Origin of the sequence: Photobacterium sp. 2_MG-2023, from assembly GCF_030547675.1 — a bacterium.
In the GTDB taxonomy this organism is placed as follows: Bacteria; Pseudomonadota; Gammaproteobacteria; order Enterobacterales; family Vibrionaceae; genus Photobacterium; species Photobacterium arenosum.
The window spans coordinates 97,316-109,858 of the sequence record NZ_JAUOQQ010000015.1; the positions used below are offsets into that span (position 1 = coordinate 97,316).

Below are 12,543 nucleotides of genomic sequence, written 5' to 3' on the forward strand. Positions count from 1 at the left end.
CACTTTATCGCCGCCGTTTTTTATTCATGTTGAGTCGCGGCTTAGTACATACCTTAAATATTCTTTGTTAGCTAAGCACTCTATTAAAATGGCAGCGTAATTCACTGGTATTCATTCATTTTTCGCTTATTGATAGTAATAGAAGCATTTTCTCGACGCGCGTCAAATAAATCACACAAAATAGTTACACAATATTTCAGAATATAAATGCATACTGATCCGACCTGTATTGGTGGTTTTTATTATAACGATATAAGAATGAAGGTGATTGTTGCTCGAACGAAAGGAACTTTTGTTCAAAGTGATCTTTACTTATTGATAGACATGTTAGCTATTTATGCTCCTGTTTTGACTAAATAGTTGATATTTCAATGATTGATTCATTATAGATAGTTTACTGTTTATGTTTAAGTTGTGATGCTCAGCCAAACAGACCGTTTTGGCATATTGATGGGCAATATCGTTGCATATAGTTTGTTACACATTGTTTACATGTGTTGAGGTCAGTCGTGAAACGTGCATGGTTATTCATCATTTTGTGGATTTTTCCACAGATATCCCTTGCTCAGGTTCAGCCGGACGATGAGCGATTACTTCGTGCATTAGAGGAGCAGGGCATTATTTGCAAAGGGCTCTCATACACGGAAAAACAGGAAGCATTGCGAATTTACTTACATCGTAAAGCTACGATGAAAGATAAAAAGCAAAAAGCCAATGACACAACCGGGCAACCAGACACTTTGGACGACACCAAAAAAACGTGTATTTCACCAGAATAATAACGCATTAAATAATGTTGTTAACCGCTGAGCACAATGTGCTCAGCCGGGGTTTTGACAGCTTCACGATGGAAATAATAAATAAGGACAGTAAATGAAACATATGAAGAAAACATTGCTGGCTTCAGCAATGTTCACTTTATTTAGTGGTAGTGGCTATGCGCATACACCCGCTGATATGGGCGTTGTTAATGAAGATAAACTCATTGAAATGCTGGTAAGAAATGGTGTTGTTGAAGCGGATGCTTCAGAGGAGCAGAAGCGTCACGCACTGGATAAATATCTGGATAATAAAATACGTTCAGGTTTTAAAGGGGATGCGCAATTTGGTAAACAGGCCTTAGAAAAAAGAGCCAAAGTGCTAAAGGCGATTCAGAAAAATAAAGGCAACCAGCGTGCCAATATTTTTGCACTGGATGTTGGCCAGAAGCGAACAGATAAAGTGCTGGCATTGTTAATTGATTTCCCTGATCTGCCATGGAATGACAACCGCCTGACGAAAGACCATACAGAGATGCTGTATGACAGCTATGAACCGGGCCATTATCAGGATCTGCTGTTTTCAGGGGCAGGATATACCGGACCAAACGGTGAAAACCTGATTTCAATGCGTCAGTTTTACGAGGCGGAGTCCGGAGATTCCTACTCGGTAATGGGACAGGCTGCCGGTTGGTATCGCGCATCGAAAAATGCGGCTTTTTATGGTGGTAATTCACCCACAACGGATAACGATCTGAATGCACAGGAACTGGTGCGTGAAGCCCTGAACCAATTGGCGCAGGATCCGACGATTAACCTGGCCGACTACGATGTAGAAGACCGCTACGATTACGATGGTGACGGTAATTATCGTGAACCTGATGGCGTGATCGATCACCTGATGATATTCCACTCTTCTGTCGGCGAAGAAGCTGGCGGCGGTGTGCTGGGCGCAAACGCAATCTGGTCGCACCGCTTCAACCTTGGCCAGTATCACGTGCTGGCGGGCACCAAGAGTACAGTGCCGGGACGCTTTAACGGCCAGTATGCTGCCTACGATTACACGGTTCAGCCTATTGATGCAGCAGCAGGTGTGTGTGCCCACGAATACGGCCACGATCTTGGACTGCCGGACGAGTACGACACCCAATATACCGGGCAGGGCGAACCTGTTTCTTATTGGTCCATCATGTCCTCGGGCAGCTGGGCCGGCAAGATAGGTGGCACGCAGCCTACTGCGTTCAGCTCCTGGGCGAAGCAATTCTTGCAGCAGTCTATTGGCGGACAATGGGTTAATGATCAGCAAGTTGCTATCAGCGAGCTGGAAAATGCCCCGCGTGACTTTACCCTGTTCCAGACGACAGACACCAAAAAACCTAACATGGTGAAAGTCTCACTGCCAAATAAACGCATAGAGACACTGAAACCGTTCGAAGGCCAGTACTCGTTCCATTCGGGCAAAGGCGATGATCTGCGTAACAGCATGACTCGCAAACTGACTGTTCCTGCGGGCGCAAAAGCGACACTGAAATTCAAAGCCTGGTATCAGATAGAAAAAGACTACGATTTTGCCCGTGTTCTGGTCAATGGCAAGCCAATCAGCGGCAATGTCACTTCCATGGATGATCCGTATAACACAGGTCTGGCACCAGCGATTGGCGGTGATTCAAATGGCTGGATTGATGCTGAGTTTGATTTGACGGCCTATGCCGGTCAGGAAATTTCGCTGAGCTTTGATTATGTGACAGATGGTGGTCTGGCGATGGATGGTCTGTATCTGGACAATATGGTTCTGGATGTAGATGGCGCTGTTACCGCGATTGACAATGGCGAATCCGGCTCAAGCTTTGCCTTTGCAGGCTACAAGTTGTCTGATGGCTACCACGATGCCGCGCATTATTACCTGCTGCAATGGCGTAGCCATACAGGTGTCGATGAAGGCCTGGCAAATATCAAGCGCATGGGCCAGATCATGACCTTTGAGCCTGGTTTGATTGTTTGGTATGTCGATGAGTCGATGACGGACAACTGGGTAGGCAAACACCCCGGTGAAGGCTGGTTAGGCGTTGTTGATGCGGATCAGAATGCGCTGGTTTGGACTGGCTCTGGCCAGGCGGCACAGACGCGGTTCCAGGTACGCGACGCAGCATTCTCATTGCAGGATCAGGCGCCGTTGCGTTTGGTAAACAGCAGCGGGGATGTGCTGGAAGACAGCAGCCTGATTGGTAATGCCTACTTCTCTGATGCGGAAGATTACAGCTCTCCGATGGCCCCGGATTCAGGTCGCAAGCTGACTGAATTTGGCCTGATGATTGATGTTGTCGAGCAAGGCCCGAACAACGAGTTTGGCGTGGTGCGCTTATCTAAAGCGGCGTCGCACAATGAGTTGCCAACCGCGAGTTTTGAGCTGAATGTTGATGGCCTGACGGTATCAGCGAATAACCTGAGTGTAGATCCTGATGGTCAGATTACAGCCTACCAATGGGATTTCGGCAACGGCCAAACCAGCAGTGAAGTAGCGCCAGTCTGGCAATATCAGCACGCTGGCAGTTATCCGGTCAGCTTAACGGTAACCGATGACAAAGGGGCGACCGATACCTTTAGTTACACAGTCACTGTCGAGACACCGAATGCCTTGCCTGAAGCAAGCGCGAAATATATTCATCTGGGTCGCTGGGTCACTATGTGGTCAACCAGCACAGACAGTGATGGCCGTATCGTGGATACCGAGTGGACGTTGCCGAATGGCAAGGTGAAACGAGGTCGTGTGTTTACTTCGATTTTCCCGAGCTATGGTCAGCATGAAGTCACAATCAAAATTATCGATAATGATGGTGGCATTACGTCAAAAGCGATAACGGTTAACCTGTAACGAAAGTTCTGTTTAGCTCCTGCAGTTTTGAGCGCAGCCAGTCTGGTTGCGCTCTTTTTTTGATCCTGATTTAACGCGGGATCTGAAGCGGAGATTTTCCGGTATTCATTATGAGCAGTTGATGCCAGGTCAGAGCAGAGGCAACAAACATTGCCAGACACGTTGCCATGGCTGCCCCTGTCATGCCCAATTCAGGGATGAGCCACAGATTCGCCAGCGTGTCTGTCAGCAGGGTAAGCACGCCGATAATCATGACTTGCCGGCCTTTACCGTTGTATTGCAGCCAGGTTGAGGCGAAAGCACTCATGGCCCAGACACTGTATGCGGCTGTCAGCACATTGAGCGAGAGCGCCGCCTGCGCGAAATCATCGCCAAAGAAGGTTAATAACCATGGCCCAACAGCCAGCACAGCGGCAGTCAGTATAACAGTCACAATAACAATGAGGCGTTGTGCCTGCAGGAACAGGGCTTTGGCGCTGTCAGGGCAGTCATCGAGCGCCGGGCCAATAAGCGGAAGAAATAAACCAGCAATCGTGACCTGGGCCACAGGCAATAAGTGGGCTGTGGTGGCTGCTGCTGCAAAGTGTCCGACATCTTGTTCATCGGCCAGAATTTCCAGCATAAAAAGGTCAATTTGATTTAAAGCCATGGTCACCAACATGGCGAGCATCATAGGAACGGACAGACTTAACAGCCTGCGTTTTTCAAGGACATTTGTGCGACAGTGGTCAGCACTTATCAAGTCTAATTGACGGATTTTATGCCATTGCCAGATCACGATAGCGGCAACGGTGAAGCCTCCGGTCACAATGACATGCCAATACTCCACCTCGCTAATCGCCGACATTAGCAGTAACAACAGACAGGTTTTAATCGCAGGCAGTGCAATCCGCCAGGGCAGGTTAGAAGCTGCCAGCAATCTTGCAGATTGCAGTACACGGCTAAACAGAGCGCCAATGGCAATCAGGGGGATGACAAATGTGATTATCATCAGCGGGTGATGGCCCAGCACATCCGTTTTCCCCAGATGCAGTACCCCACCTAAGTAAGTGGCCAGTATGACGAAGGCTGAAAACAGCATGGCGATGCCGCCATAGAAAAGAAGAAAAGAGACGATATAGTGGCGGTCTTTATTCTCGATGGCGCCGGACAGCACTCGTGGGGCAACCCGATCACCGCCTAATAAGATGATCACACTGGTTAAAGTAGCAAAGGCATAAGCGACTTTGTAATCGCCGTATTCATGACTGGAAAGCGCCTGACTGAGTGTCAGGTTAAACAGGTAGTCTGCGATGAAGCCAAGACCCAGGCTAAAGAATAAAATTAAGCTGCCTGATTTTAAATAATCTGAGTGAGAATTAACCGGCGATGAACGCATTGATCAGGTATCCGTCAAAATAAAAACACAATGAATTATGCCTGTGTTTGACTATGTAAAGAACCCGACCAGTTCAGTTTCACCTGTCACACTATGCTCAATGATCGCTGCAATGAAGAAATGAAAAAGGGAATAATGTTAATTCATGAGCATATTTGGTGAAATATCAGTAGTGGATGCCCTGTTATTGTGCAAGTCAAAATCATTGTTTATACGCAAAATGTGCAGTCCATGCACAATTAAAGTGCGCTTTGAAAATATCAAAATTATTAATATTTTTATCATCTTTACTTTTGTTGCTTTTGCGGCTTTTTATCCTGCCTTTTTAATCAATGTTCAGATAATAAACCCAAATGAAGTTGAATGAGATCTTGTCGGTGTTTTGGCATGTCAAATGCTATAAGAATGTTAAATAAGGATGCGATAGATTACCTATCGTATGAAAATGCTGAGTTAGTGCGGTTATTTATGCATAACACAGCATAAAGAATGGGATCGTAGTCATATGCAACTGAAACATGTGAGTGCGATTTACAAATATTAAAACAGCACAAATAACCATTCAGGTTAGTCAACACAACAGACAGGAAGTCTTTATGAAAAACAAAAGAAACCTTTTTTCAGCTTCTTTAATTGCTTCATCTCTGATGCTGGCAGGTATTTCTGCAAGCGCTCATGCCGAAATGGCTTCAGGATCTGAAACATTAGATAAAGTAAAACAAGCCGGTGTGCTTAAGTGCGGTGTTAGCACTGGGCTGCCAGGTTTTTCAAATACCGACGCCAAAGGGAACTGGGAAGGTATTGATGTTGAATTCTGTCGTGCCGTTGCATCTGCAGTTCTGAAAGATGCCAGTAAAGTGCAATATATCCCGTTGACGGCCAAAGAGCGTTTTACCGCGCTGCAATCTGGCGAAGTGGATGTGCTGTCCCGTAATACAACATGGACACTGCAACGTGACACGGCCCTGGGGCTGAATTTTGTCGGCGTGAACTATTACGACGGCCAGGGCTTTATGGTCAGTAAAGATTTAGGAGTGAAGTCTGCGAAAGAGCTGGATGGTGCGTCAGTCTGTATTCAGTCTGGTACCACAACAGAGCTGAATCTGGCCGATTACTTCCGCACTAACGACATGAGCTTTAAGCCCGTCGTTTTTGATACTTCAGATCAGACGGTAAAAGGATTCGAAGCAGGGCGTTGTGATGTGCTGACCTCAGATCAGTCTCAGCTGTATTCACTGCGTATCAAACTGGCCAACCCATCATCAGCGGTTGTGTTGCCTGAAGTGATTTCAAAAGAACCTTTAGGTCCGGTTGTACGTCAGGGTGATGACAAGTGGTTTAACATCGTGAAGTGGACCCTGAGCGTGATGGTGAATGCCGAAGAGTACGGGATTAATCAGAGCAACGTTGATGCCAAACTGAAATCGACCGATCCAAACGTACGCCGTATTTTAGGTCTGGATGGCCCTAAAGGTGCCGGTCTGAGCCTTGCTGATGATTGGTCTTATCAGGTTATCAAGCAAGTGGGTAACTATGGCGACAGCTTTGAGCGAAATGTGGGCGCAGGTTCGCCACTGAAAATTGCCCGTGGTCTGAATGCCCTCTGGAAAGACGGCGGGATCATGTACGCGCCACCTGTGCGTTAATTACCGGTTAACACTCAATACGCGGCGGGGATATTTCCCCGCCTGATTGGAACAGCTTTTCATTGAAATGAATCATGAAAAGATGAAAATCCATTTGCTTAACAGGGTAGTTGTATGGCACTGAGTGAAGTTGAATTCGATGCTGTCACCGAAAAAGACAAAAAGAATGGAACGACGGGCGAAAAAAACGCCGCCGTTTCTGAAACACCTTCCTTGAACCTCCGTTCTTTAATTTATCATCCGGGTGCTCGTGCCGTTTTTTTCCAGTCGCTGCTAATTCTGGCCGTCGGGTTATTTTTATATACCGTTGTCAGTAATGCGCTGGATAATTTAGCGCAAAGGGGAATCGCAACCGGTTTTGATTTTTTGGATCAAACCGCTGGTTTCGGTATTGGCATGTCGCTCATTGAATATGATGAGACATATAGCTATGGCCGGACTTTTATTGTTGGATTAATGAATACAGCATTGGTCGGTATTCTTGGCATAGTGCTGGCAACAACGCTGGGTTTCGTTATTGGCATTGCCCGCTTATCAAAAAACTGGTTGTTAAGCCGCCTGGCTGCTGTGTATATCGAAGTGTTCCGAAATGTGCCGCTATTGCTGCAAATCCTTTTCTGGTATTTCGTTGTTCTGCGTGCCTTACCTTCGCCAAGACAATCATTGTCATTGGGTGAAGCCGCGTTCCTGAATGTGCGCGGTTTGTATGTGCCAGCACCTGTTTATGAGCAAGGCGCCTGGATGGTACTCGCTGCTGTCGTAATCAGTGTGATTGCGGGTGTCGCTGTTCATATCCGGGCCAGCCGGCATCAAAAGGCCACGGGGGAGCAGCGTCCGACCTGGCGCTATTCCCTTGGCATGCTGCTGGTCTTGCCTGTGCTGACGTATTTTGTGTCGGGTCAGCCTGTGTCACTGGAATACCCCGAGCTGAAAGGTTTTAACTTTCGTGGCGGTATTTCTGTTATGCCTGAGCTGTTTGCTTTACTGGTTGCATTGAGTATTTATACCGCTTCTTTTATTGCTGAAATTGTTCGTTCGGGGATTATGGCTGTCAGTCATGGACAGACGGAAGCCGCGCACTCGCTGGGGCTGAAAAGTTCGCATACGCTCAGGTTGATTGTTATCCCGCAGGCATTGCGTGTCATTGTGCCGCCTCTGACCAGCCAGTACCTGAATCTGGTTAAAAACTCTTCGCTTGCCATGGCGATAGGCTACCCGGATCTGGTGTCTGTGTTTGCCGGTACGACCCTGAATCAGACAGGGCAGGCCATTGAAATTATTGCGATGACAATGGCAGTGTATCTTGCGCTGAGTTTACTGACGTCACTTTTGATGAATATGTATAACCGCAAGATTGCGCTGGTGGAAAGGTAGTAAGAGGTAGCATGATGAAAACATTTGATTTTACGCCTTCAGAAACCCCGCCGGCAAAGTTAACGGGTGTGGGCGGCTGGTTACGCAAAAACCTGTTTGCCGGTCCGGTCAATACAGTGGTCACACTGGGGCTGCTCTGGCTGGTTGTTACCTGGGCTGAACAGGTTCTCCAGTGGGCCGTACTGGATGCGGATTTTATTGGCTCAACCCGTGACGCCTGTACCCGGGAAGGCGCGTGCTGGGTATTTATTCAGGCACGGTTCGAACAGTTCATGTTTGGTTTTTATCCGGAATCGGAGATCTGGCGACCTGTGGTGTTTTTTGCAGCCACAGCAGGGTTAATCCTGTGGTTGCTGGTGGATCGTATCCCCTATAAAAAATGGGCGTTACTGATCACCCTGATCCCGTTTCCTGTTTTGTCAGCCATGCTGTTACACGGCGGTACATTCGGCCTGGAAACTGTCGAGACGCACCAGTGGGGCGGGCTGATGGTCACTCTGATTATCGCGCTGACAGGCATACTCGCTTCTCTGCCTTTTGGTGTATTGCTGGCGCTCGGGCGACGCTCAGACATGCCGGTTATCCGCAGCATAAGTACTGTGTATATCGAGTTCTGGCGTGGCGTGCCATTAATTACTGTCCTTTTCATGGCGTCTGTCATGCTGCCCTTGTTCCTTTCTGGCGGCACGGAAATTGACAAATTACTGCGTGCGCTGATTGGTGTGGTGCTCTTTAACTCGGCCTACATGGCCGAAGCGATAAGGGGCGGTTTACAGTCTATTTCTAAAGGGCAGTACGAAGCGGCGGAAGCGCTGGGTTTGGGCTACTGGAAAATGATGCGTTTAGTCATTCTGCCCCAGGCGCTGAAAGTCAGTATTCCGTCGATCGTCAATACCTTTATTGCCTTGCTCAAAGATACCAGCCTGGTGCTGATTATCGGTATGTTTGATGTACTGGGCATCGCTCAGTCGGCGAATAGTGATCCGGCCTGGCTCGGCTTCTCAACAGAAAGTTATTTATTTGCGGCCTTCATTTTCTGGGTGATGTGCTTTGGAATGTCACGTTATAGCCTTTATCTGGAAAATAAACTCCATACCGGGCATTGATCAATTACAAGGAAGTTAGGATGTCTATGATTGAAAAAGTGAACCAGAGTTCGGACAAAGAACCTGTCATCCGTCTGAAAGATGTCAACAAGTGGTATGGCGAGTTCCATGTGTTGAAAAACATTAATCTGGAAGTGGAACAGGGCGAAAAAATTGTGATCTGCGGGCCTTCCGGCTCGGGTAAGTCGACCATGATTCGCTGTATCAACCATCTGGAAGAACACCAGCGCGGCGACATCGTTGTCGCCGGGACAGAGCTGAAGGACGATCTGAAAAATATCGAGCTGGTGCGTCGCGAAGTCGGTATGTGTTTTCAGCACTTTAACTTGTTTCCCCATCTGAGTGTGCTGGAAAACTGTACGCTGGCGCAGATGTGGGTGAAGAAAAAGTCGCAGCAAGAAGCTGAAGCCCTGGCAATGAAGTACCTGGAGCGGGTACGGATTGCCGAGCAGGCACATAAGTTTCCGGGCCAGCTGTCCGGTGGTCAGCAGCAGCGTGTGGCGATTGCCCGCTCATTGTGTATGGAGCCGCAAATCATGCTGTTCGATGAGCCGACGTCAGCCCTTGATCCGGAAATGGTGCGCGAGGTATTGGATGTGATGGTTGAGCTGGCAGAAGACGGCATGACCATGCTCTGTGTGACGCATGAAATGGGCTTTGCCCGCGAAGTGGCGGATCGTGTGATCTTCATGGATGCCGGTGAAATTATTGAGCAGAATGCCCCGGAGGCGTTCTTCAGTAACCCGCAGTTTGACCGCACGCAAAACTTCCTGCAGCAGATTATTCACTGATTTTCCATCCCTGAAGCGGCTTTTAGGTGACGGAAAGAACGACTGTCATGGCGCCTTTTCAGGCGCCATTTTTTGTCAGCTAAAGAGGGCGTAGCGCACTGGCGGATAACCCGTTAAATCGTCGCCGTCGACTCAATCAAAATTGCGTCGTGGCGCCAGTATTCTAAATCGCAGTCAATCAGGTTGCCGCTCTGGTCGTAGTTTACCCGTTCGACAAACATGGCGGGTGTGCCAGATGTTGCCCTGAGATGATGGGCGGTTTCTGCCATCAGGGATGTAGAGCGAACCCGGAACCGGGTTTTGGAATAAATCACGCCGTATTGCTCACGGTACGTAGTCGTGAGCGAGTCGATAATATTGTGCTTGAACAAATCAGGGAAATGGGAGGGTGAGATAAAATTTGTGACCACCACGACCGGACGATTATCAAGAAATCGCAGTCGGTCGATGCGGTACACTTCGGTCAGTGGTTTGACATTCAGCAGCGAGGCGGCGCGCCGGCTGGCAGGCACACGCTTGGCGGAGAGCAGCTCAGAACGCGCTTCGCGACCTTGTGCTTTGGCCATGGCCGGAAAATCCGTGGTGTACGTCGGATCGTACAAAAGCGGTACCGGTGAGACAAACCAGCCGCGGCGATCTTCGCGATACAGCTTACCTTCGGCTTCGAGCAAGGCCAGCGACTCACGCAGAGTGACGCGTGTGGTGTTGAAAGACTCCGCCAGCTTACGTTCAGCAGGCAGTTTGTGCCCGCCTGCCAGAAGCCCGGCATCAATCTGTTCGTTGATGGCTTCCATGATTCTTAAATATTGCACGTTAATCCTTCCCGTTGCCGACCAGGGTTCAATTGGTTAGCTATTATAAAGTCTGTTTTCACAGAGTCATCAGCGGTTACGCCAGGCTTGGGTGTATTTATCACTCAGACAGTTTGCACCAAGATGCATGAGTTTCACTGCAGCCGCAGTCAGCAGGATCATAACCGCCATCGCGGCGGCAGGACCGGTTTGACCGGCATCGTCCATATTCAGGACAGACACGGATGCAGGCATGGTGTCTGAGGCATACAGAAAAACAATGGCCGATGTGGTGGTCATCGCATTCACAAACAGGTAGGTCGCAATCTCTAAAATGGCTGGGGTACACACAGGGATAGTGACTTTCAGGAACGTCTTGAACTGAGGAATGTTGAGCGATGCAGAGATCGCTTCGATTTCGCCCGGCAACTGTTTCAGCGCTGTCACTGCGGTCATATGGCCGACTGTGTAGTAGTGAGTAATGGTATTGACCACCAGTATGGTCAGTGTGCCGTAAATCCAGGACAGCGGATTGTCGCTGTGGTTGAAGAAAAAGATGTAGCCCAGCCCTAATACCATACCCGGTACAGCCATCGGCAGAATCGCCAGCATTTGCAGCAGGTTACGCAGTGGTGCGAAACTTTGCCCTTTTTCAATGCAGTAGGCGCAGGTAAAAATCACCAGTGTCCCTGCCAGTGCGACCATTCCAGCCAGTTTCAGCGAACTGAAATACGGTGCCCAGCCATAGGTACTGAATTCAGTAAAGTTATAGTTGTTCAGACTCAATGCCGTGTTCCATGGCCAGAATGTGACCAGAGAGCCGTACACCGCCATGGCAATGACACTCAGAATCGCCAGTGAGATCAGCGAGCAGAACAGCAAACATGCGCCGTCACGGAGGCGGTTTGGCTCTGGCTGATAAGCTACTGAACGGGCATCGAACAGGTTCTGCTGTTTTTTCTGTACCCAGCGATCGCCGGCAAAGGCCAGCAAAGCGGGCAGTAACAGCATGACGGACGTTACTGCACCCATGGCGAAGTTTTGCTGCCCGACCACTTGTTTGAAAATGTCTGTTGCCAACACATTGTATTGACCGCCAATGACTTTAGGGACACCAAAGTCGCAGACAACCAGGGTAAATACCACGATCAAGGCGCTGATCAGGCCGTATTTCGCCCCCGGCAAAGTAACCAGAAAGAAAGTGCGCACACTGGATGTATTGAGCGCTTTCGCGGCTTCGTAGAGCCTGGCATCGGATGTTTTCAGCGATGTACTGATGATCATCAAAGCATGAGGGAAGGTCCATAATACCAGACCAATCGCAATGCCGATGGGGCCGTAAATACTGTGGCCGAACAGCATCTCTTTGGCGATGCCCTGATTACCGAACAGATAGATCAGACTGATGGCAGGTAACAGTGATGGCGCCAGAATGGGGGCAGAACCGATGACGGTAAAGACACCTTTGAATGGCATACAGCTGCGGGTTAAGGCAAAGGCAAAACCAAAAGCCAGCAGGCCAACAATGACAGTGACAACCACACCGATTACCACGGTATTTTGCAATGACTGCCACAGGGCAGGTGATGCAAAGTAGGTGGCAAAATTGGCCAGGCCGACAAAGTCGCCCTCAGCGTTCTGTACACTTTTTTGCAGCATGGCAAGCAGTGGCGCGACGATAAAAGCCGCCATCAGTGCGCTAAATATCACTAAGAGCACGGCCAGAGTGACGTTGTCACGACTAAAGTGATGGCGCAGACGAGTGATGGATTGTAAAAGACCGGATTTTGACGTAGGAAGCGGTCGGGTCAGTTGAGTCATGGTGAC

At 48.8% G+C, this 12,543-nt stretch carries 9 protein-coding genes; 6 read left to right on the forward strand and 3 right to left on the reverse strand.

What is annotated here, in order from left to right; translation table 11 throughout:
- The first annotated feature begins 509 nt into the window (after nt 1-509).
- Both Q4491_RS13575 and Q4491_RS13580 read left to right on the forward strand, forming a co-directional pair.
- A complete protein-coding gene (locus tag Q4491_RS13575) occupies nt 510-779 on the forward strand; it encodes a hypothetical protein (protein WP_192016674.1) in 270 nt (89 codons plus the stop codon).
- A gap of 94 nt (nt 780-873) precedes the next feature.
- Nucleotides 874-3,630, forward strand: a complete 2,757-nt coding sequence (locus Q4491_RS13580) for an immune inhibitor A domain-containing protein (protein WP_192016673.1) — start codon at nt 874-876, stop codon at nt 3,628-3,630.
- Between the two features lie 70 nt (nt 3,631-3,700).
- Here the strand turns inward: Q4491_RS13580 and Q4491_RS13585 are convergent, their stop codons facing one another.
- Nucleotides 3,701-5,008 (reverse strand): oligosaccharide flippase family protein, encoded by a 1,308-nt coding sequence (locus tag Q4491_RS13585; RefSeq protein ID WP_303458157.1) that lies wholly within the window; start codon nt 5,006-5,008, stop codon nt 3,701-3,703.
- Between the two features lie 596 nt (nt 5,009-5,604).
- Between Q4491_RS13585 and Q4491_RS13590 the strand changes: the two genes are divergently transcribed.
- The 4 genes from Q4491_RS13590 to Q4491_RS13605 all read left to right on the forward strand — a co-directional run bounded on the left by Q4491_RS13590 (nt 5,605) and on the right by Q4491_RS13605 (nt 9,925).
- Nucleotides 5,605-6,654, forward strand: coding sequence for an amino acid ABC transporter substrate-binding protein (locus Q4491_RS13590; protein ID WP_237795134.1), 1,050 nt, complete (start codon nt 5,605-5,607; stop codon nt 6,652-6,654).
- A 114-nt stretch (nt 6,655-6,768) separates the two neighbouring features.
- Nucleotides 6,769-8,028, forward strand: a complete 1,260-nt coding sequence (locus Q4491_RS13595; RefSeq protein ID WP_303458161.1) for an amino acid ABC transporter permease — start codon at nt 6,769-6,771, stop codon at nt 8,026-8,028.
- Between the two features lie 14 nt (nt 8,029-8,042).
- Complete coding sequence (locus tag Q4491_RS13600) at nt 8,043-9,134, forward strand: amino acid ABC transporter permease (RefSeq protein ID WP_237795197.1); 1,092 nt, start codon at nt 8,043-8,045, stop codon at nt 9,132-9,134.
- A gap of 26 nt (nt 9,135-9,160) precedes the next feature.
- A complete protein-coding gene (locus Q4491_RS13605; protein WP_192016796.1) occupies nt 9,161-9,925 on the forward strand; it encodes an amino acid ABC transporter ATP-binding protein in 765 nt (254 codons plus the stop codon).
- 113 nt (nt 9,926-10,038) lie between these two features.
- Here the strand turns inward: Q4491_RS13605 and phnR are convergent, their stop codons facing one another.
- Entirely contained in the window at nt 10,039-10,737 is a 699-nt protein-coding gene (phnR, locus tag Q4491_RS13610; protein WP_303458163.1) for a phosphonate utilization transcriptional regulator PhnR, read from the reverse strand.
- A gap of 69 nt (nt 10,738-10,806) precedes the next feature.
- Nucleotides 10,807-12,483, reverse strand: coding sequence for a putative 2-aminoethylphosphonate ABC transporter permease subunit (locus Q4491_RS13615; protein ID WP_368393521.1), 1,677 nt, complete (start codon nt 12,481-12,483; stop codon nt 10,807-10,809).
- Nucleotides 12,484-12,543: the final 60 nt, after the last annotated feature.

What these genes read in the sequence shown, in the direction of transcription:
- Q4491_RS13580 (WP_192016673.1), top strand. Translation starts at nt 874, where the DNA reads ATGAAACATATGAAGAAAACATTGCTGGCTTCAGCAATGTTCACTTTA.
- Q4491_RS13585 (WP_303458157.1), bottom strand. Translation starts at nt 5,008, where the DNA reads ATGCGTTCATCGCCGGTTAATTCTCACTCAGATTATTTAAAATCAGGC.
- Q4491_RS13590 (WP_237795134.1), top strand. Translation starts at nt 5,605, where the DNA reads ATGAAAAACAAAAGAAACCTTTTTTCAGCTTCTTTAATTGCTTCATCT.
- Q4491_RS13595 (WP_303458161.1), top strand. Translation starts at nt 6,769, where the DNA reads ATGGCACTGAGTGAAGTTGAATTCGATGCTGTCACCGAAAAAGACAAA.
- Q4491_RS13600 (WP_237795197.1), top strand. Translation starts at nt 8,043, where the DNA reads ATGAAAACATTTGATTTTACGCCTTCAGAAACCCCGCCGGCAAAGTTA.
- Q4491_RS13605 (WP_192016796.1), top strand. Translation starts at nt 9,161, where the DNA reads ATGATTGAAAAAGTGAACCAGAGTTCGGACAAAGAACCTGTCATCCGT.